20 protein-coding genes and 1 tRNA gene are annotated in these 20,663 nt (G+C 43.8%); 8 read left to right on the top strand and 13 right to left on the bottom strand.

Annotation, left to right across the window (positions count from 1 at the left end):
* Positions 1-23: 23 nt before the first annotated feature.
* The 8 genes from LKO26_RS10735 to LKO26_RS12740 form a co-directional block, all read right to left on the bottom strand.
* Entirely contained in the window at positions 24-1,442 is a 1,419-nt protein-coding gene (locus tag LKO26_RS10735; protein WP_227587863.1) for an L-serine ammonia-lyase, read from the bottom strand.
* 91 nt (positions 1,443-1,533) lie between these two features.
* The gene (locus LKO26_RS10730; RefSeq protein ID WP_227587862.1) at positions 1,534-2,217 is read right to left on the bottom strand and encodes an alpha/beta hydrolase; all 684 of its coding nucleotides are present in this window, start codon (positions 2,215-2,217) and stop codon (positions 1,534-1,536) included.
* Between the two features lie 231 nt (positions 2,218-2,448).
* A complete protein-coding gene (locus LKO26_RS10725) occupies positions 2,449-3,042 on the bottom strand; it encodes a YceI family protein (RefSeq protein ID WP_227587861.1) in 594 nt (197 codons plus the stop codon).
* 225 nt (positions 3,043-3,267) lie between these two features.
* Positions 3,268-4,320, bottom strand: coding sequence for a glucokinase (locus LKO26_RS10720; RefSeq protein WP_227587860.1), 1,053 nt, complete (start codon positions 4,318-4,320; stop codon positions 3,268-3,270).
* 97 nt (positions 4,321-4,417) lie between these two features.
* Positions 4,418-5,011 carry a hypothetical protein gene (locus LKO26_RS10715; protein ID WP_227587859.1) on the bottom strand — a complete coding sequence of 198 codons (594 nt, stop codon included), beginning with the start codon at positions 5,009-5,011 and terminating at the stop codon, positions 4,418-4,420.
* Positions 5,012-5,262: 251 nt separating this feature from the next.
* A complete protein-coding gene (locus LKO26_RS10710) occupies positions 5,263-6,939 on the bottom strand; it encodes a formate--tetrahydrofolate ligase (RefSeq protein WP_227587858.1) in 1,677 nt (558 codons plus the stop codon).
* A gap of 109 nt (positions 6,940-7,048) precedes the next feature.
* Positions 7,049-7,966 carry a hypothetical protein gene (locus tag LKO26_RS10705; RefSeq protein ID WP_227587857.1) on the bottom strand — a complete coding sequence of 306 codons (918 nt, stop codon included), beginning with the start codon at positions 7,964-7,966 and terminating at the stop codon, positions 7,049-7,051.
* 174 nt (positions 7,967-8,140) lie between these two features.
* Positions 8,141-8,263, bottom strand: coding sequence for a hypothetical protein (locus LKO26_RS12740; protein WP_262907438.1), 123 nt, complete (start codon positions 8,261-8,263; stop codon positions 8,141-8,143).
* Between the two features lie 291 nt (positions 8,264-8,554).
* On the opposite strand from LKO26_RS12740, the gene LKO26_RS10700 reads away from it, so the two are divergent.
* Both LKO26_RS10700 and LKO26_RS10695 read left to right on the top strand, forming a co-directional pair.
* Complete coding sequence (locus LKO26_RS10700) at positions 8,555-9,934, top strand: tyrosine phenol-lyase (RefSeq protein WP_227587856.1); 1,380 nt, start codon at positions 8,555-8,557, stop codon at positions 9,932-9,934.
* 60 nt (positions 9,935-9,994) lie between these two features.
* On the top strand, positions 9,995-10,144 hold the full coding sequence (locus LKO26_RS10695) for a hypothetical protein (protein ID WP_227587855.1): 150 nt from the start codon (positions 9,995-9,997) through the stop codon (positions 10,142-10,144).
* A gap of 86 nt (positions 10,145-10,230) precedes the next feature.
* Here the strand turns inward: LKO26_RS10695 and LKO26_RS10690 are convergent, their stop codons facing one another.
* Positions 10,231-12,552: a polyribonucleotide nucleotidyltransferase gene (locus tag LKO26_RS10690; RefSeq protein ID WP_227587854.1), complete on the bottom strand. Its 2,322-nt coding sequence runs from the start codon at positions 12,550-12,552 to the stop codon at positions 10,231-10,233.
* Between the two features lie 160 nt (positions 12,553-12,712).
* Between LKO26_RS10690 and LKO26_RS10685 the strand changes: the two genes are divergently transcribed.
* The gene (locus LKO26_RS10685; protein ID WP_227587853.1) at positions 12,713-13,063 is read left to right on the top strand and encodes a DUF4260 domain-containing protein; all 351 of its coding nucleotides are present in this window, start codon (positions 12,713-12,715) and stop codon (positions 13,061-13,063) included.
* Here the strand turns inward: LKO26_RS10685 and LKO26_RS10680 are convergent, their stop codons facing one another.
* Both LKO26_RS10680 and rpsO read right to left on the bottom strand, forming a co-directional pair.
* Positions 13,064-14,269 (bottom strand): acyloxyacyl hydrolase, encoded by a 1,206-nt coding sequence (locus LKO26_RS10680; protein ID WP_227587852.1) that lies wholly within the window; start codon positions 14,267-14,269, stop codon positions 13,064-13,066.
* A gap of 173 nt (positions 14,270-14,442) precedes the next feature.
* On the bottom strand, positions 14,443-14,712 hold the full coding sequence (rpsO, locus tag LKO26_RS10675; RefSeq protein ID WP_227587851.1) for a 30S ribosomal protein S15: 270 nt from the start codon (positions 14,710-14,712) through the stop codon (positions 14,443-14,445).
* Between the two features lie 175 nt (positions 14,713-14,887).
* Between rpsO and LKO26_RS10670 the strand changes: the two genes are divergently transcribed.
* The 3 genes from LKO26_RS10670 to LKO26_RS10660 all read left to right on the top strand — a co-directional run bounded on the left by LKO26_RS10670 (position 14,888) and on the right by LKO26_RS10660 (position 17,584).
* Positions 14,888-15,457, top strand: a complete 570-nt coding sequence (locus tag LKO26_RS10670) for a pyruvate decarboxylase (protein ID WP_227587850.1) — start codon at positions 14,888-14,890, stop codon at positions 15,455-15,457.
* Between the two features lie 81 nt (positions 15,458-15,538).
* Entirely contained in the window at positions 15,539-16,858 is a 1,320-nt protein-coding gene (mgtE, locus tag LKO26_RS10665; RefSeq protein ID WP_227587849.1) for a magnesium transporter, read from the top strand.
* Positions 16,859-16,864: 6 nt separating this feature from the next.
* Positions 16,865-17,584 (top strand): ABC transporter substrate-binding protein, encoded by a 720-nt coding sequence (locus LKO26_RS10660; protein ID WP_227587848.1) that lies wholly within the window; start codon positions 16,865-16,867, stop codon positions 17,582-17,584.
* Positions 17,585-17,589: 5 nt separating this feature from the next.
* On the opposite strand, the gene LKO26_RS10655 is transcribed toward LKO26_RS10660, so the two are convergent.
* Positions 17,590-18,039: a GAF domain-containing protein gene (locus LKO26_RS10655; RefSeq protein ID WP_227587847.1), complete on the bottom strand. Its 450-nt coding sequence runs from the start codon at positions 18,037-18,039 to the stop codon at positions 17,590-17,592.
* Between the two features lie 10 nt (positions 18,040-18,049).
* Complete coding sequence (locus LKO26_RS10650) at positions 18,050-19,486, bottom strand: TonB-dependent receptor (protein ID WP_227587846.1); 1,437 nt, start codon at positions 19,484-19,486, stop codon at positions 18,050-18,052.
* Between the two features lie 179 nt (positions 19,487-19,665).
* Between LKO26_RS10650 and LKO26_RS10645 the strand changes: the two genes are divergently transcribed.
* Both LKO26_RS10645 and LKO26_RS10640 read left to right on the top strand, forming a co-directional pair.
* Positions 19,666-20,430 (top strand): MBL fold metallo-hydrolase, encoded by a 765-nt coding sequence (locus LKO26_RS10645; protein WP_227587845.1) that lies wholly within the window; start codon positions 19,666-19,668, stop codon positions 20,428-20,430.
* Between the two features lie 95 nt (positions 20,431-20,525).
* Positions 20,526-20,606 (top strand) — tRNA-Leu (locus LKO26_RS10640).
* Positions 20,607-20,663: the final 57 nt, after the last annotated feature.

Here is a 20,663-nt window from a genome sequence, read left to right as displayed (position 1 = left end):
TAAACAATCTTTTTGTCAGTTCATCAGCATTCGGCTACGTTTACCGCGATGGCCAGTCCGCCTTCAGAAGTTTCCTTGAAGCGGTCGCTCATGCTCTGCGCCGTTTCCCACATGCTCTGAATAACTTCATCCAGTGTGACTCTTGCTTTCGCAGGATCTGATTCTATGGCAATATTGGCTGCAGTAATGGCTTTCATGGCGCCCATGGAATTTCTTTCAATACAAGGAATCTGTACAAGTCCGGCAATCGGGTCGCAGGTAAGTCCCAGGTGGTGTTCCATGGCTATTTCTGCAGCCATCAAAACCTGTCCCGGGGTTCCGCCCATAATCTCTGTAAGTCCAGCGGCGGCCATGGCTGATGATACACCGACTTCGGCCTGGCAACCACCCATGGCTGCAGAAATGGTGGCATTCTTTTTAAATAACGTGCCTATTTCGCCGGCCACGAGGATAAACCGAATGATGTCATCAAGGTTCCGGTGTTCTGTAAAAGCCTGGGAATACATCAGTACCGCAGGAATCACGCCGCTGGCACCATTGGTTGGTGCCGTAATAATGCGTCCGAAACTGGCATTTTCTTCATTTACGGCGAGCGCAAAACAGGAAACCCATTTATTGATATTGGTAAAAGTGCTTTCTGCTTCCATCACCATACGGTACCATTCTTCCTGATCCCGGTACAGTTTTCCGCCCAGAAGTTTTCTGTTCAGATCTGCTGCCCTGCGTGTCACCCGAAGTCCTCCGGGGAGAATCCCGTCTTTGTTAACTCCTTTATAAATACATTCTTTAATCTGATCCCAGATATACAATGCTTCCTTTTCGGTTTCTTCGCGGGGCCGCCACGATTGTTCATTCAGAAAAATAAGGTCTGAAATCCGCTCCAGATTCAGTTTGCGCATATACTCCAGCACATCCTTGCCACTATGACAGGGATACAGGGTCCGGATGCACACTTTTTCCATGGAATTTTCGTTCTGAGTGGCTATAAAACCGCCACCGATGGAGTAATAATCCTGCTCAAGTTCTGTTCCGTCGTTAAACACCGCCCGGAAAATCATCCCGTTCGGGTGAAAATCCAGATTTTTCTTCATATTGAGTACTAGGTGCTTGCCATACACAAATGGAACAAGTTTCTCGCCCCCCAGCATCAACTGATTATTGACTTTAATATGCTCTATTTTACTGTCAATCTGTGTGGTATCAATAGTTTTAAAATTCTCACCGGAAAGTCCCAACATGCCGGCAATATCGGTTCCGTGTCCGATACCGGTTTTGGCCAGTGAACCGAAGAATTCTACAAAAACTTCCCGGACATCCTGAAGATTGTGATGGGTGCGAATCTGGATAAGAAAATTTTCTGCGGCATTCCAGGGACCCATGGTGTGGGAGCTGGAAGGGCCAATACCTACTTTTATAATTTCAAAAACAGAAATAGACTGCATATGGATTATTTGAAAGACAAAGATAATGGTTTACAACGGATAAAAAATGAATTTTAAATGAAGAAAATCGTCAACTGTACAGAATGTCTGCTTAATTTTTCTCCGGCGTACCGGTCTGTTGTTCAGGCTGAAAAACTTTTTCCAGAATCAGCGAAACTTCTTTATGCCGGGTAGCGGGAAACAGGTGCGAACCACCTTTTATAATATAGTCCGGTCTGGAATTGGCCACCGGAAAAACCATATCGCGGTCTGCAAGAATCTGAATAACTCCGGGAATTTCTGTTCCGTTCCACTCTACCACCTGAGCAATGCTCCATTTCAGATAATACGGATGCCGTACATTAAAATACTGCAGAATTTTAGTGTTTTTTTCGGTAAAGAATTTTCGCAGATAGCTGTACGCAGACATGGTACGCTGTGTATAAAAAGCGGCCGGCATCAGTTTGGGAATTCGGGTAAGGCGACCCAGTTTCAGCATGCGTGATTTTTCTTTCGCCGATTTTATGCTTCCTAAAATCACGACTTTCTCTGCCGGTTTCAGCTGATGAATTTCCTGCACAATGATTCCGCCAAATGAATAGCCCATTAAATAAAAGGGTTCGGAGTCATCTATAAAAGATGCCATTCTTTGTACATAAGCAGAAAAAGGCTCCTCTATTTCAGGAATCAGCCACTCCAGAAAAACTATTTCCAGATGCTCCGGAAAGCTGAGGCGTTCCAGTACTTTGAAGTCTGCTCCCAGACCACTGACGATGTACAGTTTCTTTTTCGTCATCCTGCAAAATTAAGAATCGGTTTTAAAATATGGCCTCTATTTGTAAAATAACATGCATCCGGGATGATCCATTTTAACCGTTTTTCTTTCCTGATATTGATGGAATTTGCTTTGTAATGTAAATACAAAATCAAAAATCAACATTAAAGTACTGATAAAAATGAAGTCATCACCTTTAACTAAAAAAGAGCAGAAAATCTGCTCTTGTATCACTTGTAAAAAGTGTAAAAATTAGTTAGCGGTCAGTTTCACCTGTATGTCCATCTGATCCTTGATCAGATAATCTCTGATGGATGACTTGTAGAATGCTTTATAATCTTGTCTGTTCAGCGAGAACTTGGCAGATTCAAACTCTACAAAACGGTCATTGGTCCGGATTTTTGCAGGGAAAGAAATGGTTTTTCTTTTTCCTTTTATGGTTAAATTACCATATACCAGATAGTTATACTCCAGGTTTTTTGAAGGAAGGATTTTTGTGATGACAAACTTCGCCACAGGAAATTTCTTTACTTCAAAGAAATCTGTACTGCGCAGGTGGTTGGTCAGTTTTACCTGATCTTCACCGGTTAAATCGGTATTGGTAAGGCTTCTCATATCAATAGTAAAATCGCCACCCACCAGTAATTTATCTTTGAATATAAATTTACCGTTTTTCAGCTTTACGAATCCGGAATGTGTGGTCGCTTCGCTCTTCACTACCTTATAACCCCACCATCTGATGTCTGAAGTCTTCACCTTTGAAATTTGTACACCTTTGGTTTTTGTTTTCTGTGCCAGTAAGAAAACACTGCACAGCATTAACGTCAGTAAAAATAATTTTTTCATTTAATCTTTTTTATCAATTAACAAATATAACAATTCTCCTTAATAATTCGGAACCTATTTGCGTCCGCACCTATTTATTTTTTGAAATTCACCCTCTTATTCTGCTGTTCTCATCAGGATTTTTAGAGTTGGTGAATATATCCATTTTTTTTGAACCGGAGAAAAAGCCAAAAAAAACTTCAACCGTTTGATTGAAGTTTTTACATTATGTTAAATCAAAAAATATTAATTCTCCGAAAAAGCGGCATAATAAGCGGCACCCGCAAGAATCATTTTTTTATTCAGCAGCATATAAATCGGGATATCACGCAGTACGCGCTCCATTTTATCGCTGATCATAAATTTCTGGTATAATCTTTCCTTATCGATATACTCTTTCAGCAGCAGCGGCAATTCGCCACCCAGCAACAAACCACCGGTAGCCTTCAGTTTCAGGACAAGACTATTGGCTTCGCGGGCCAGAAATTCCAGATAGGTATTGAGGGCTATGGTACTGATTTGTTCTTGATCTTCCATGGCAGACTCGTAAATCACGGTAGAAAAATCGCGGCCTGCTTTCAGTCTTTCAATCAGTCTTTCGGACTGCGGATGTCTCTTTTCGTCTCTCAGAAACCGGAAGATATTGAAAAGACCATTTTTGGACAATACATTTTCCCAGCTCACAATTCCGTAGATCTTATTGAGAAACTGATAAAATTCCACTTCTACAGTGGTGCGTGGTGAGAATTCAGAATGCCCGCCTTCTGTTGCAAACGGTCTCAGGAATTTCCCGTCATAAAACAAACCAGCCTCTCCCAATCCGCTGCCGGGAGCCAGAATGGCCACATTACCGGTCGTTCTGTTCTCGGATTCGTAAATGGTGAGTAAATCCTTGTCGGTAACATCTGCAAGTCCGTATGCCATAGCTTCCAGATCATTCAGCAGGAAAATATCTGAAACACCGGTACCCGCCGCAATTTCTGCTTTGTCCAGAATCCATGGTAAACGAATGGATATTCCCTGGTCGTGAATTACGGGCCCGGGAACAGCTACCGCAATACGATTGATTTCTGAAAGTTGATGCTCCTCCACAAATAATTTTACAATGTCTGAAAAAGATGCAAATGCGGTGGTTTCATACGATTTTTCTACAGTACTTTCTGCCTTTTCTCCTGAAACGGTGTAGAATGCCAAAACGGTTTCTGCCTCACGAACGTCAGCAGAAATGATGGAAATATTTTGATTACTGTCCTTCCGGACACCGGGAAGAAACAGCGGAAATTTTGCGTTGCTGACCATAGTAGGGTATTTCAACCAAAGATAAAAATGTTTCGTAAAATAAAAAAACCTTTTCATAAAAAATAATGAAAAGGTTCTGTTTATCGCCTGGCAAAAATTATTTACCCAGCGGAATGTTGTAAGAGGCTCCTACACCTATGGAACCTGCATTGTAGCTTTGATTTCCGATATTCCCGGTATCTCCTGTAAATACTTTCTGATACTGCAGGAAGAAATTCCAGTCATTATTATGGTATCCTATTTCGGGTTTGATATAGAAACCGCCATCTGGTCTCTGCGTTTCTGCCGCATCGTTTGACGCAACTTCATCATCTCCAACAATAAAACCGTAACCTAAGTCTGTTCCGAAATAGAATCCGGTATCACGCGGATAGATTCTGATTAGCGCTGCTGCAGGCACCACGCCAAAATCGTTATTATTCAGTCCGTCATTTTCTCTTGCAAAATAATGGGTATAACCCGTCGCAATACCTAAACCAAAACCTGGAGTCACCAGATTCTGATATGCTACATCCAGCCCGAGTGACCATGCCGCATTTTCTGCCGGCACTGCAAGACCTACTGCACCGCCAATTTTAATCATATTGGTCATCTGCGGATTGTCATACTTAGGCTGTGGCTGCTCTTGTGCAAAGAGCATCCCTGATGCTAAAATTCCTAAACTAAGGGCTGTTGTTTTAATCGCTTTCATAATGTTGAATTTTAATGTATGTTGTTTTAAATTTTACTGACTGATAAGGTGTAAAAACTGTGCCATATTCTATCTGACATTTACCATTTGGCGCATAGAAATTCACAACTATATCTGATTATCAATCATTTAAAATATCATTAATTTAAACAATCATTTAAATTCTATAAATAAATCAAGGAATTATGAAAAAACAAAAAAGCCATTTCCTGCTGAAAATGGCTTTACTTAGATTTGGTTGCTGAACGAAACTAACTCAGACCAAAGATATTTCCATCCTTGTCAATATCCATTCCTTCGGATGCAGGCACAGCGGGAAGCCCCGGCATCCGCATCATGTCTCCCAATACCGGAATGATGAAGCCGGCACCGGCGGCAAATTCAAATTCGCGCACATTGATTTCAAAACCGGTGGGTCTTCCTATTTTCTTTTCATTATCTGAAAGCGATTTTTGGGTCTTGGCCATGCACACCGGCAGTTTATCCAGTCCCAAATCATAAATAACCTTCAGGTCTGATTTTGCTTTTGCCGAAAACACCACACCATCTGCACCATACATTTCCCGGGCAATTTTTTCTATTTTGTCTTCCACTCTTGCATTAACATCATACAGCGGCTGGAAATCATTGCCATAATTTTCGGCAGCGTTTACTACCTCGGCAGCCAGTTCCTTCATGCCTTCGCCTCCCATAGTAAACTCATCTGCCAGAATGGCTTTTACACCAAGTTTCTCACACTCTGCTTTGATGAAATTGATTTCTTCTTCAGAATCTGTTGCAAAATGGTTAATGGCCACCACCGGTTTCAACTGAAGTTTCAAATAGTTTTCAATATGTTTTTTCAGGTTTTCAATCCCTTTGGTCACCGCTTCGTAGTTCGGGTTTTCATACTCCCCTTTTTTGGCACCACCATGGTAGCGCATGGCACGCACCGTAGTCACAATCACCATGGCTGCAGGCTTAAATCCTGCGTAATGACATTTGATGTGGAGGAACTTTTCTGCACCCAGATCCGCCCCGAAACCAGCCTCAGTCACCACATAATCGCAGAGCGACATCCCGGTTTTGGTTGCAATAATCGTGTTCGTGCCCTGAGCAATATTGGCAAAAGGCCCGCCGTGCAAGATGGCCGGATTCCCTTCCAGGGTTTGTACCAGGTTAGGCTTTACGGCGTCCTTCAGTAAAATGGCCATAGCCGCCTCGGCCTTCAGGTCTCTGGCGTATACCGGTTTTTTGTCCATGGTATAGCCTATAAAAATATTACCCAGACGTGTTTTAAGGTCTTCAAAGTTTTCACTCATGCACAGAATGGCCATAACTTCTGAAGCCGGCGTAATGTTGAAACCGTCTTCACGGGGAATACCATTGGCGGTACCGCCCAGACCTACCACAATTTTGCGAAGGGCACGGTCGTTCATATCCATCACCCGTTTCCATACGATGGTTCTGGGATCTATATTGAGCGAATGTTTTTTATTCTGAAGATTATTGTCAATGAGTGCGGCCAAAAGATTATTCGCTTTCTCTATTGCGCCGAAATCACCCGTAAAATGCAGATTGATATCCACCATGGGAATTACCTGCGCATAGCCGCCGCCGGCAGCACCTCCCTTAATGCCGAAAACAGGCCCCAAAGAAGGCTCGCGCAATACCGCAATTGCCTTTTTCCCAATTTTATTGAGACCGTCGCAAAGTCCTACGGATACGGTCGTTTTTCCTTCTCCGGCCGGTGTAGGATTAATGGCTGACACCAGAATGAGCCTGGATTTTTTCACTTTTTCTTCGTCAATATACTTCAGAGGAATCTTGGCCTTGTATTTCCCGTAGTATTCCAGATCATCTTCTTCAATGTTAATTTTTCCGGCAATGTTTCTGATGTGCTGAATGTCCGCATTTTGTGCGATTTCTAAATCGGTAGGAAAACTCATAATTGTATAATATTTTTATTAATTCCGTATTGGTTCCTAGCAAATTTAGCCAAATATCTTCACATTTCACGTATAATTTATATCATATAAATGATCTGATATTTTGTACTCAGGCAAAAATATAGTCCTGCGGTTTCATATAATATTGAGCATTGCGAACCAGAGCAGCCTCCTTGTCGCGCCGAAGCAAAAGCCCTCTCATATTGGGCTTCCCCGCCCACAGCCGTTTCATGGAAATGATTTCGGAGGCTATTCTATCCAGATTTTTAGCCTTTACCCACTGTACGATATTTTTCATTTCAGTACGGGTAGCACCGGTGAGACTGGCACCCCGGTTATACACCAGGGAGAGCAGCGCTCCCTGAGCATCGGGTGGCAGCAGTTCGATTCCGGGATAAGCTTTTGCGGCTGTTCTGGCATAGACCGGCACAGAAGCGGTATAAAACACCTCCAATGCATCCTCATACGGAATCTCAACAGATTTTACAGAAGCACTCAGTGCATTCCGGGCCGGCTCTCCTTTCTTCCCTACGGCCGGTTTCAGCTTATTGAACCGTGCATCGCCCAGGAGTGCCCGCCAGTCTCTTTCGAACTGCGCCGGGGTGGTATAGCCCAGATCATAACCTATTCCGATGGTAATTCCGCTGGAACCGTGCGGCCATGTGGGAAATTTATACCTGGAATTGTACATGGCTTTTGATGAAATTTCACTTTCGAGCACCAGCTGGAGTGAGTTTTTAGACACAATCATACTGGCTCCTTTAGGAAGCGGCGGAATTCGTTCATCCACAAACATTTCAATGCGCGTGGTGGTATTGACACCAAAGATGCCGTCTACATCTCGCCCTGTGAATCCAAGTTTCTTCTGGATATTCATTTTTCGCTGTTGCAAATTTGAGGACGAACCGGAAGTTCCAAGTAATTTTTCAAGTTCCGAAACGGTGGCAACATCGTATAAGCCGGTTTGCGGCAGGGATAATTTAGACTGAATCATTTTGATTCTGGTCTGCAAAGGATTTGAAGGCATGGTATTCGTTTTTTGGGTTAATTTTTTAATCTGAAAAAGCATTATGTACTGACCATGAAGCTTTTACATAGTAAAATTACGTAATATCAGCCATTGCAGAGCAGGAAAATCACCCTTTTTCAAAAAAAAATCCCGGAAACAACTGTCCGGGGAGGTGGTGATGTGCAAACGGTATTATTTCACAAGGCCTTTCTGCTGTTTTTTCTTCGCTTGTTTTTCCTCATATTTCTTTACAATATAACCGATGGCAATTGGAGCCACCCACATCAGAATTCTTCTTAAAAGCGTTGCATTCATAATATTTTGATTTTTTCATTTAATTACAATTAGTACGCCAAAACTATGATTTAAATCATCTGTTTCATTCACAAATCTTTACTAAATTTGAGAATAAATTCGTTCATGAAATATTCCTGGTTAATGATCTTGCAATTTTCCGAAGTATACATGGACGAATTTTCTATGATTCTGTACAAAAAGTTTCTGCGAAAACCTACCTGATTTTAAACATCATACCACAACAAAAATAGAGATTTCTGTATGGGAGTCTCTGCAACAACTATGTTCAATTTTAAAATCAGAAAACTGATGTTACCCAATAAAAACAGCTGGGCAGAGCCCTACAAAATAAAAATGGTGGAACTCCTGAAGATGACCACCGCAGAGCAAAGAAAAAAGGCTTTGGAAGACGCAGGCTATAATACCTTCTTACTCAAATCTGAAGATGTCTATATTGATTTGTTAACAGACAGTGGCACCAGTGCCATGAGTGACGAACAGTGGAGCGGCATGATGCTGGGAGACGAGGCCTACGCAGGAAGTAAAAATTACTATAATCTGGAAAAAACGGTGCAGGACATCTATGGATATAAGTATCTGGTTCCAACCCACCAGGGACGCGGAGCAGAAAACATTCTCTCTCAGGTAATGATTAAACCGGGAGATATTGTGCCCGGCAATATGTACTTTACCACCACCAGACTGCATCAGGAACTGGCGGGCGGGGACTTTCATGACGTGATTGTTGATGAAGCCCATGATTCTGCTTCAGCATATCCGTTTAAAGGAAATATAGATCTGAATAAAGTGGAAAAGCTGGTTCAGGAATATGGCGCAGCGCGCATTCCCTATATCTGCGTGGCCGTGACCGTGAATCTGGCAGGCGGGCAGCCGGTGAGCATGGCAAACCTGAAGGAACTGCGCGCATATACACAGGAAAAAGGCATCAAAATAATGCTGGACATGACCCGCATTGCGGAGAATGCCTATTTTATTCAGCAAAAAGAAGAAGGCTACCGGCTGAAAACCATAGCAGAAATTGTAAACGAAATCTGCAGCTATACGGACGGCGGAACCTTCAGCGGGAAAAAGGATGCCCTGGTGAACATCGGTGGTTTTCTGGCGTTGAATGACTGGGATGTCTTTGAGGAAGCCCGGAATATGGTGGTGGTGTACGAAGGGCTGCACACCTATGGCGGTCTGGCCGGGAGAGATATGGAAGCCATGGCCATCGGAATCCGTGAGAGTGTGCAGGATGCGCACATGAAAGCACGAATAGGTCAGGTGCTGTATCTGGGCGAACAGATGGAAGCCTTTGGGATCCCCATTGTGAAACCCATTGGCGGACACGGAATTTTTGTTGATGCAAAGCAGTTTTTGCCACACATTCCTCAGGATGACTTCCCTGCCCAGACCCTGGCGGCAGAAATTTATCTGGATGCGGGGATCCGGACCATGGAACGAGGAATTGTTTCTGCCGGAAGAAAGGCCAATGGTGAGAATTACTATCCGAACCTGGAACTGGTGCGGTTTACCATTCCAAGGCGTGTATATACGCAGGCGCACATGGACGTCATTGCCGAATCCACTGCCCGGGTTTATGAAAGAAGAAAAGAAATCAAAGGTCTGAAAATGGTCTACGAACCGAAGTATTTACGGTTCTTTCAGGCGAGATTCCAGCCGTTATAACCGCATTTCGTCATCGATCCCTCCGCTTTTTGCAGAGGGATTTTTATCTTCAAGCAGCGAATGCTGATAATTCTGAGCAGCTGTACTCAGTTTCCAGGCGATACGTTTCCGCAGACGCCGCGGCCGGTGAACAGTGATGCTTTCTCCGAAACCCAGAATCAACTACTGGAAATCACAAAACCTTCTGCTACGATGATGCGTTTTACCTGAAAGATTTGACACCGGTGCCGGCAGCAGAACACATAACAAAAAAACCACCGGAAATTCGGTGGTTTCATTATAATAAGGTCTGTTGCTTAGAATCCTTCCGGCTTCTCGTCAGTTGGGTTTTCACCTTCATTCAGGGGTTTGAAGGTATCTTCACCCGCCGGTCTTTCGTTGGTTCTGCCGCTGTGGTGAGGACGGTTGTTTCCGCCTGGTCTGCGGTCGCCACCCTCTCTTCCTTCACCTCTTGGCGGACGGTTTTCACGGTTTTCACGCTGTTCTCCATCCTTTCCTTCCGGTCTCGGAGGTCTTGGCAGCAATACCTTTCTGGAAAGTTTCATTTTCTTGCGGTCATCATAACCCATGAATTTCACTTCCACTTCATCACCTTCTGCATAAGGCACTTTGTCCAGTCTTCTCCATTCTATTTCGGAAATATGAAGCAGACCTTCAGTACCTTTGGCAATGGCCACGAAGGCTCCGAAATCCATCACTTTCACCACTTTACCATTATACACCTCGCCCACTACAGGAACAAAGGTAATTTCGTTAATGGCTGCAATAGTTGCGTTGATGTTTTCGCGGCTTACGCCGGAGATTTCAATTCTTCCGATTTCACCAATTTCCTCAATGGCAATCACAGTATCAAAATCTTTTTGCATTTGCTGAATAATCTTACCACCAGGTCCGATTACGGCACCAATGAAGTCCTTCGGAATTTCCAGAATTTCCATTTTCGGAGCGTGAGGTTTCACATCTGTTCTCGGTGTGTCTATGGTTTTCATGATTTCATTCAGGATATGCAGACGTCCGTCTTTTGCCTGATTCAGCGCTGTGGTCAGGATATCCATGGTAAGGCCCTGGATTTTAATATCCATCTGGCAGGCCGTAATTCCGTCTGCTGTTCCGGTTACTTTGAAATCCATATCTCCCAGGTGATCCTCATCACCTAAAATATCTGAAAGTACGGTGAATTTTCCGGATTTCGGATCGGTAATCAGACCCATTGCAATCCCGGAAACCGGCTTTTTAATTTGTACTCCGGCATCCATCAGCGCCAGCGTACCGGCACAAACGGTAGCCATAGAAGAAGATCCGTTGGATTCCAGAATATCAGAAACAATACGTACGGTATACGGATTCTCGGCAGGAATCATATTCTCCAGCGCTCTTTGCGCCAGGTTTCCATGACCCACTTCTCTTCTGGAAGTACCTCTGAGTGGTCTTGCCTCTCCTGTGGAGAATGGCGGGAAGTTATAGTGCAGGAAGAATTTCTGATCATGCTGTGAAGCTACAGAATCTACCATATTGGCATCTTTAATGGAACCCAGGGTTACAGCAGTTAGCGACTGCGTTTCTCCTCTGGTGAAAATTGCGGAACCGTGTGCGCCCGGCAGATAATCAATTTCGCTCCAAATCGGGCGGATTGTTTCCGGGTCCCGGCCATCCAGACGGATTTTGTCATTCAGAATCATCTGACGCATCGCTTCTTTTTCTACGTCATGATAGTAAATTTTGGCAAAAGGCTCTACTTCTGCTCTTTCTTCTTCAGAATATTGTGCAAGGAATTCCTCCAGTACTGCTGCAAAATTCTCGTGTCTTTCTTCTTTTGCAGAAGGCGTTCTGGCTACTGAATATACTTTATCATATGTTTCTTTCCATACTTTCTCCCGAATTTCTTCGTTGTGAACCTCATGGCTGTATTCTCTTTTTGGTAAAGATTTCCCTACTCTTTCTGCCAGTCTTTCCTGCGCTGCAATCTGAACCTTAATTTCATCATGCGCATACTGAATGGCTTCAATCATTTCCTGCTCAGAAATCTCGTCCATAATTCCTTCTACCATTACAATGGAGTCTTTGGTAGCTCCCACCATGATATCCAGATCTGCCTTTTTCAGGTTTTCAAAACTTGGGTTTACAGACAACTGTCCGTCTATTCTTACCACTCTTACCTCAGACATAGGCCCGTTGAACGGGATATCTGTAAGAGCGATGGCTGCAGATGCTGCGAGACCGGCCAGATCTTCCGGCATGGCTTCTTTGTCATAAGAAATCAGGGCAATCATCACCTGAACCTCGGCATGGAAATCTTCCGGGAACAGTGGACGCAATACGCGGTCTACCAGTCTCATGGTCAGAATTTCCTCGTCTGAAGGTCTTGCTTCTCTTCGGAAAAAGTTTCCGGGGATTTTACCACCGGCATAGAATTTTTCTCTGTAATCTACGGTAAGCGGAAGGAAATCCACTCCCGGGCTGGCTTCTTTATTGGCCACCACCGTTGCCAAAAGCATGGTGCCGCCACATTTTACCACTACAGAACCGTTGGCTTGTTTCGCCAGACGTCCTGTCTCTATGGAGATTTCTCTCCCGTCTTTTAATTGAAATTTTTCAATAATTGCTTCCGGAGCATTCATAAAATTGTTTCGTCTTGGGCACTCCGTATTGAGTGCGGTTAATATTTAATCTCTTTAAATTTTCGTGGGCAAAGATACGTTTTTTTGTTGGTTCACGATTTATTTAAAGGAAAACGTAACTTTCTGCTCTTCATTCTGACTGATATTTAAAGATTTTGCCATGCAACTGATCCTGAAAATTGAATATGCTGCTTTTTTACTGCTGGGCATCATGGCCTTTGCACAAACCGGTCTCTCCTGGTGGTGGTTTGCGGGACTGTTTTTTCTGCCCGATGTTTCAATGCTGGGATATCTGGCGGGGCCCAAAGCCGGAAGCTATTTTTACAATCTGTTTCACCATTTCGGCATCGCAGTGCTCTGTTATGCAGCCGGCATGTATTCCGGAATGCTGCATCTGGAAGTTGCGGGAATCATTCTCTTTTCGCACGCTGCATTCGACCGGATTATGGGATACGGACTTAAATATCCGGATCATTTCAAGCATACCCATTTAGGCAAAATCGGCAAGTAATCAGTCTCTGATTTTTTTGCTGATGACGTAACCCAGTTTCCATTCCAGATAATTAGCCCGGTGGAAATCAAAAGCATTGATCCCGAATGAAGCAAACATCCGGTTATTGAATTCATACTGAATCCCAACCCTCTGGAAAAAACGGAATTCATCATACTGGCGGGTCTTTTTAAAGGGATAATAACCTGCCTGAACATTTACGTGAAGATTATTGATGCTCAGCCTGTAAGAGGGCAACACACTGAGTAACAGGTGGGTGTTTTCAAATCTTTTTCTTTTACTTACCACCGACCCGTCCACAAATAAATCATAATTATAGCTGTCATCATACGTAATTCCCACGCCAAGACCTGCAGACGATTTATAACTGATTTTACGCATATACAATCCTTCCATTCCGGTAATGGTAAAGTTAAATCCATCATAAGGATCTGCAAGCAACTCGCGGTTTACTCCGCGGTAGAAGACATTCTTTCTGCCGTAAAAAGCAGACAGTTCTATTTTATCAGCTTTCTCGAATGGCAGATTCCGGCTGGAAATTTTATGCACGGGTGCAAACCCCTCCGGATGATAGGTCAGAGATAACTGCGGGGCAAGCACATTCAGTCCTTTGTTGGGTGTTTTCATGGCACCATTGGACAAGTGATTAAATGAAAGTCCCAGTCCCAGATCAAACTTATCTGCCAATTTATATTTGAAAGCACTTCCTACACCAATGTACATATTGGTTTTGGTGCCCAGCGTGGGATTCGGATTCATTTCCATGTGATAGGGATTTCCGCCGATGGCAATACCGAAACTCACCCAGTAATCCCACTTCAGTTTTTCCCAGCTTCTGGCCGTCGTATTAAAGGTTCCGTACACAGCCAGCGGTCTGGCAATATCCCGGTCTGCGTGCAGATCTGCAGCAAAAACGCCCAGTCCGAAACTTGGATTGCCAAAAACCTGTTCCCACTCGCGGCTCCCGTCGGTCTGATATCGGGCACTGATATGATATCCGGTGTATTGTTTGGGGGTCTCCAGTTCCAAAAGGTAAAAATTGGTTGGTAAAATTTTTCCATGCTCCAGTGCGGCAGAAAAAATAATATCCGCATTGCGGATACTGTCTGAATGCTGGGCAACCACGGATTCCATTCCTGTCCATGTCAGCAGAATGAATGCGGTTTTCTGAATCAGTCGGCCTGAGGATTTTAATATATAGGACACTTCAATTTTTTAAGTTCACAAAAACTGGCGAAGCACAAAAATAGAAATACTTAGCGGAAAACAAAATATCCCGCGCATGCGAAGTATAAAAAATCAGGATTGTAGTGCTGCAGGAATAACCAAAAAGGCAACACCCTGCGGTGCTGCCTTAAAATTTCTGTAGTGGAAAAGAATTATTTTCTTAAACCCAGTTCAGCAATAATTGCTCTGTATCTTGCAATATCTTTTTTCTTAAGATAATCCAGTAAGCTTTTTCTTTTACCTACCAGTCTTACAAGAGATCTTTCTGTATTGTAATCTTTGTGATTCGCCTTCAGGTGGCTTGTAAGGTGGTTAATTCTAAAGGTAAACAATGCAATTTGACCTTCTGCAGAACCTGTGTTTTCTGCTTTTCCTCCGTGCTTAGCGAAGATTTCTGCTTTTTTCTCTGATGTTAAGTACATGCAAATATTATTTAATGATTATTATGTAACGAGGTGCAAAAGTACAACAATTTTATGAACCAGCAAGTGCCGTGCTCCTCTTTAGTTGCAATACGGCTTGTAATTATGTTAAAATTTTCTTAAATTTTGCATTAAAATTGCTTTTAAAGACTGTATCTTTGCCCATAATTAACAAATGCTGACTAAAAACGTTCATTTTCTCGCCGGTTTTCTGCTTCTGGTTCTGTGTTTTCAGAATCTGGAAGCGCAAATTCTGGTCCAAAACGATGAGCAGAACAGCAGGGAAAAAATATCCCGGAACGTAGTCTATTTTGCTCCTGAAATTTTTCCTCCCGTAGAAGAAATCCGTTCAGCCACCTATGATGCGTTTTTTTCTGCCGTAACAGACCGTTTTGCAAACGCAAAAAACAGTCGTATGGTACGGGTAGATATGCCGGTAACTTATCAGGATACCGATGCAGAAGTCATCCGTGAAATATGCCTGAACAATGATGCGTCCCATGCGGTAATACCGAAGGTCAGGTTTTTCAAGGTCGGACTGGGTCAGTTTGTGTTTTCCAGCCAGGTGATTGTGAGCATGAAATTATACGATGCCCGGGGAGTTCTCATAGCCGAAAACAAGTATGACACGTTCAGGAAAAACGCCAGAATACTTGGTTCTGCCCAAAATTCCATTAAAAAAGGCACTGATGGCGTTATGAAGCTGATGTCTAAAGATTTGAAAAGGGCCAGAAAAACAAATTAACCTGTTGCAAAGCCCTAAAAGCTGCCTGCTTCTTAGGTTATCCAATAATTTCAGCTATTTTTGCACCATAAAACCTGTGTTGTGGATACGGAAGAACTATTAATAAACCCTGCTGATATTGCTGAAAAACTGAGCGAACTCCGCGCAGATGAACGGCTGCTGGAGTTTCTGAAAGTTCCCAAAGCGTATAAATCTGCCGTTTTCACCCACCTGGATCCCGATTTTCAGGAAGAAACGATTCGCAGCATCGGCAATGAAGAGGTCTCCAACATTCTGAACGGAATGACTCCTGATGACCGAACCCTCCTGTTCGAGGATTTTCCGGATGAGCTCATCAAACACTCCATTAACCTGCTCAATCCGCAGGAACGGAGAATTGCACTGAAACTGCTGGGGTATCATGAGAACAGCATTGCCAGAATGATGACCCCCTACTACATTCAGATCAGAAAAGAATGGACGGTAAAAAAATGTTTTGAACAGATTAAAAAAGTCGGGAAAAAGGTAGAAACCCTGAACTATCTGTATGTGGTAGATGAACGGAATCATCTGATTGATGACCTGGACATCCGAAACCTCCTGCTGGCCGATGAGAACCAACTGGTCTCAGAACTCACAGACAATCATTATGTAGCCATACAAACCACCACCAGCAAGGAAGATGCGGTACAATATTTTGAAAAATATGACCGGAACGCACTGCCCATCATCACAGAAGCGGGGGTTTTGGTAGGCATTGTAACCATAGATGACATTCTGGATCAGATTGAACTTCAGAACACGGAGGACATTCAGAAATTCGGGGGTATGGAAGCGCTGGACGAGCCTTATATCCAGACCCACTGGTTTGAGATGATTAAAAAACGGGCGTTCTGGCTGGTCGTTCTGTTTTTCCTGCAGCTGATTACTGCTTCAGTAATGGGTTTTTATGAAAATGAAATAGAAAAAGCGGTAATGCTTGCCCTTTTTATCCCCCTTATTATATCCAGCGGCGGAAACTCCGGTTCACAGGCGGCTACCTTAATTATCCGCGCCATGGCTTTGCAGGAAATCACCCTGAAGGACTGGTGGAAAGTCATGCGAAAGGAACTGGTTACCGGCCTGTTTCTGGGTTCATTGCTGGGCATACTCGGGTTTTTACGGATTTTGATCTGGCATAAGCTGGGATGGTTCGATTATGGCGCATACTGGATATTTGTGGGCATCAGCGTGGGAATTTCTCTGGCGATGATTGTGGTTTGGGGTACCCTTTCCGGCTCCATGGTTCCGTTTCTGCTCAAAAAATTCAATCTGGATCCTGCCACCTCATCAGCCCCGTTTGTCGCCACTCTGGTAGATGTCACCGGACTCATCATCTATTTTTCTATTGCCGGTTTATTTCTGGCGGGTAAAATACTGTAACTGTTTATGACCATTGTTTCACTGGTTCCGTCCATCACCAAAACGCTCTTTGATTTCGGGCTGAGTGCAAAGGAAATTGCCGGCAGGACCAAATTTTGCATCCACCCTGCTCCAGCGGTACATCAGATTCCGGTGATAGGCGGCACCAAGAACATCCATATTGAAAAGATAAAAGCGCTGAAACCGGACCTTATCATTGCCAATAAAGAAGAAAATGTAAAGGAACAGGCAGAAGCACTTATGAAGGATTTCAAGGTGTGGGTCACCGACATTAAAAATATGGAAGACAACCGACAGTTCATCACTGATCTGGGAAGCGTGCTGGGTAAAGAAAACCGGGCCGCTGAATTCAACAGTGAACTGGATGCCATCTTTGAGCAACCCTCAGTGTTGCCAGGCAAAAAAGCAGCTTACCTCATCTGGCAAAACCCATTGATGACCATAGGGGGTGACACGTTTATCCATGATATTCTGGTAAGAACCGGTTTTGAAAATATCTTCGGACACCGGACGCGCTATCCGGAAATTGGAGTGCAGGAACTGGCAGGCGCCGAGTATATTCTGCTTTCCACAGAACCGTATCCGTTCCGGGATCAGCATGTAAAAGAATTCGGTAAAAAGTTTCCGGAATCAAAGATTACCCTGGCAGACGGCGAAGCTTTTTCATGGTTTGGCACCCACCTACTGCAGTGCAAATCCACATACAACACCCTGAGGAATCTCTGAGAACATCAGATTATTTCAGCAACCTTGCCACAAAGCCATTCCAGCATTTCGCGATCTTCCGGCGTAAAAGGATCGGGCGTGTGCGAATCTATATCAATCTGACCCACATTTATGCCGTCTTTGAATATAGGAACCACAATTTCAGCCTTGGTTTCCAGTGAGCACGCCAGATAATTATCCTGAGCGTGAACATCCGGCACCACAAATGTTTCGCCAGACACGGCTACCTGCCCGCAGATTCCTTTTCCGTAGGGAATGATGGTATGATCCGTTTCGGCACCCACATAAGGACCGAGAATCAGCTCATCCTTGACCCCGTTTTTAAAATAAAATCCGGTCCAGTTGAAATATTCAATCTCCTGATCCAGCAAGGTACAGATTTTCTGCAGTTTTTCTGTGGGATTCATTGCAGGGCTTTCCAGAATGGTCGCGAGTCTTCTTTTTATTTCGGACATGATATTAATTTCAGGTAAATTCTTTCAGTTCTACTTCGTTTTTATAGCCGAACATTCCTCTTTCCTTAATGAGTTCTGCCACCCCGTCCGGGATTTGCTCTTCCCAGCCACTTTCGTTATGGGTAATTTTTCTCAGGATTTCCCGCGAGTAGATTTCGGCGTATTCCGGATTGTAGGAATCAATATCTTTTATTCTGTTATTCAGTTTAAAGAATTTATACAGATCCTTCAGGTGATCCGTTACCTTCAGGTTTTTGGCCGTAAGTATATCTCCGGTTTCTGGATCTTTGTAGGGATAAAGATAAACCGTGGTATCATTCCGGAAAAACTTCCCGAATGCCTCCAGAATTCCACCGGAAAGATCTTTATAGTATTTTTCATCAAATACCATGAGCAGATTATTCACCCCCATGGCAATACCGATGTTCTGCCCGGTATAGCCGGCAAAATAATCGATCAGACGATAATATTCTGAGAAATTGGAAATGATGACGGTGTATCCCAGATTGGCCAGGACATCTACCCGGTCCAGGAAGTCCCGTTCGTCTATATCCCCGTCGCCCTTCAGGTTAGAAATAGTAATTTCAAAAAGTACCTCTGTATCTTTTTCGCTGCACTGATTGTCATTCATAAACAGTTTCAGTCCGCTTTCAAACATATCGATGTTCACCTTGGTCACCGGTCTGAAGCTGCCCCGCACCGCAAAGATATTCTTTTTGTACAGCATATCTGCCGGCAGCATATTTTTCCCGCCCGGTGTAAAGATCACGGCATCCGTCATACCGTTTTTCACCAGTTGCAGACTCATTAGTCGGTTGTCCACATAAGGGAAAGCAGGGCCCATGAAATCTATCATATCAATCTCTAGATCATCCAGCGCAATATCATCATAAAGGGAATCTATGAGTTGTCTTGGGTTATCATGATAAAAGTAGGCTCCATAAATGAGGTTCACCCCAAGATTCCCAAGCGTTTCCTGCTGCAGAGTCGTATTATTCTCTTTAAATTTCACATGAAGCACCACTTCACTGTAATCTTCTGTTTCTTCCCGCTGAAAACGCACGCCTACCCAACCGTGACCTTTAAAGGTTTTCTCAAAGTTGATGGTAGTCACCGTATTGGCATAGGAAAAGAATTTTCTGCCCGGACTATCTTCACGGGAGAGTCTTTCTTCTATCAGAGCCACCTCATAGCGCAGCATTTTGCGCAGGCGGTGCTGGGTAACATACCGGTTATGGGGCTCTTTTCCGTAAATGGCATCAGAGAAGTCTTTATCATAGGCAGACATCGCTTTGGCAATGGTCTTGGATGCGCCTCCTGCCCGGAAAAAATGACGTACCGTTTCCTGTCCGGCTCCAATTTCGGCAAATGTTCCGTAAATCTTGGAATCCAGATTGATGGCTAAAGCTTTCTGTTTGGGGGTCAGTTTGGGCTGATTTAAAGACATGAAGAAATTTTTTGCAAAAATACGAATTCTTAAGGGGTAAAGCAAATCCGTCGACAACGCAAATCCGCCGGAAATCACAGATCCTGAATTGACAACAGCCACACGGTTTCCGGTGGATCATAACAAAAAACTTTTCAGACAACGCATTTTTTTTTAGCTTTACACACAATCTGCAAAACATGACATTAAAGTTTTTAGGAACAGGCACTTCTCAGGGAATTCCGGTAATCGGCTGCCATTGCCCCGTATGCAGCTCTGCAGACCCGCGGGACAAGAGAACCAGGGCCTCTGCCATGATCACCACTGACAGCGGTCACAAAATCCTGATAGACTGCGGACCGGATTTCCGCCAACAGATGCTCAGCAACAATGAGACCCAGGTAGATGCCCTGCTGCTGACCCACGAACATAATGATCACGTCATTGGCCTGGATGATCTGCGGCCACTTATTTTCAAAAATAAAAAAGAAATACCGGTGTACTGTAATGAACGTGTAAGCCATGAAATCAAGCAAAGATTTCCTTATGCTTTTACAGAAGAAAAGTATCCGGGAGCGCCGTCCTTTGACCTTCATCTGATCAATGGCGACCTTCATTTGTTTGGCACACAGATTCTTCCCGTAGAGGTCATGCACTACCGCATCAGCATCTATGGATTCCGGTTCAGAAACCTGGTGTACATTACCGATGCGAGTCTGATTCCAGAAGAAGAAAAAGATAAACTGCGCGGCCTGGATCATCTGATTCTGAATTGCATCCGGAAAGAAAATCCACACCCGGCACATTTTATTCTGGAAGACGTGCTGAAACTGAATGAAGAACTGAAACCCGCCAATATGTACCTGACCCACATCAGTCACCAGTACGGCCTGCACAGCGAGTCCCACACAGACTTGCCGGCGAATGTACAGCTGGCGTACGATTCTTTGGAGATTGAGTTCTGATGAACACGTACTCCCAAAGGAAGCACGGAGGATAATTTTTACATTTTTTTTCTTTCCGGATTTAATTTTTATATTATATTTGCACACCAATTTAAGCCCAGATGGCGGAATTGGTAGACGCGCTGGTCTCAAACACCAGTTCCTTTGGAGTGCCGGTTCGATCCCGGCTCTGGGTACAAAAGCAACCGCCATGGTTGCTTTTTTTGGTTTTTCACTCCTGCTTCTTTCCTTTT

Source organism: Chryseobacterium sp. MFBS3-17 (genome assembly GCF_020687745.1).
Taxonomy (GTDB): domain Bacteria; phylum Bacteroidota; class Bacteroidia; order Flavobacteriales; family Weeksellaceae; genus Marnyiella.
Note: the sequence above shows the minus strand (reverse complement) of the source record. Positions and strands in the feature narration are given on the sequence as shown.

Excerpts from the sequence above, each read along its gene's own strand:
- LKO26_RS10735 (WP_227587863.1), bottom strand. The coding sequence starts at position 1,442 with ATGCAGTCTATTTCTGTTTTTGAAATTATAAAAGTAGGTATTGGCCCT.
- LKO26_RS10730 (WP_227587862.1), bottom strand. The coding sequence starts at position 2,217 with ATGACGAAAAAGAAACTGTACATCGTCAGTGGTCTGGGAGCAGACTTC.
- LKO26_RS10725 (WP_227587861.1), bottom strand. The coding sequence starts at position 3,042 with ATGAAAAAATTATTTTTACTGACGTTAATGCTGTGCAGTGTTTTCTTA.
- LKO26_RS10720 (WP_227587860.1), bottom strand. The coding sequence starts at position 4,320 with ATGGTCAGCAACGCAAAATTTCCGCTGTTTCTTCCCGGTGTCCGGAAG.
- LKO26_RS10715 (WP_227587859.1), bottom strand. The coding sequence starts at position 5,011 with ATGAAAGCGATTAAAACAACAGCCCTTAGTTTAGGAATTTTAGCATCA.
- LKO26_RS10710 (WP_227587858.1), bottom strand. The coding sequence starts at position 6,939 with ATGAGTTTTCCTACCGATTTAGAAATCGCACAAAATGCGGACATTCAG.
- LKO26_RS10705 (WP_227587857.1), bottom strand. The coding sequence starts at position 7,966 with ATGCCTTCAAATCCTTTGCAGACCAGAATCAAAATGATTCAGTCTAAA.
- LKO26_RS12740 (WP_262907438.1), bottom strand. The coding sequence starts at position 8,263 with ATGAATGCAACGCTTTTAAGAAGAATTCTGATGTGGGTGGCTCCAATT.
- LKO26_RS10700 (WP_227587856.1), top strand. The coding sequence starts at position 8,555 with ATGTTACCCAATAAAAACAGCTGGGCAGAGCCCTACAAAATAAAAATG.
- LKO26_RS10695 (WP_227587855.1), top strand. The coding sequence starts at position 9,995 with ATGCTGATAATTCTGAGCAGCTGTACTCAGTTTCCAGGCGATACGTTT.
- LKO26_RS10690 (WP_227587854.1), bottom strand. The coding sequence starts at position 12,552 with ATGAATGCTCCGGAAGCAATTATTGAAAAATTTCAATTAAAAGACGGG.
- LKO26_RS10685 (WP_227587853.1), top strand. The coding sequence starts at position 12,713 with ATGCAACTGATCCTGAAAATTGAATATGCTGCTTTTTTACTGCTGGGC.
- rpsO (WP_227587851.1), bottom strand. The coding sequence starts at position 14,712 with ATGTACTTAACATCAGAGAAAAAAGCAGAAATCTTCGCTAAGCACGGA.
- LKO26_RS10670 (WP_227587850.1), top strand. The coding sequence starts at position 14,888 with ATGCTGACTAAAAACGTTCATTTTCTCGCCGGTTTTCTGCTTCTGGTT.
- LKO26_RS10660 (WP_227587848.1), top strand. The coding sequence starts at position 16,865 with ATGACCATTGTTTCACTGGTTCCGTCCATCACCAAAACGCTCTTTGAT.
- LKO26_RS10655 (WP_227587847.1), bottom strand. The coding sequence starts at position 18,039 with ATGTCCGAAATAAAAAGAAGACTCGCGACCATTCTGGAAAGCCCTGCA.
- LKO26_RS10650 (WP_227587846.1), bottom strand. The coding sequence starts at position 19,486 with ATGTCTTTAAATCAGCCCAAACTGACCCCCAAACAGAAAGCTTTAGCC.
- LKO26_RS10645 (WP_227587845.1), top strand. The coding sequence starts at position 19,666 with ATGACATTAAAGTTTTTAGGAACAGGCACTTCTCAGGGAATTCCGGTA.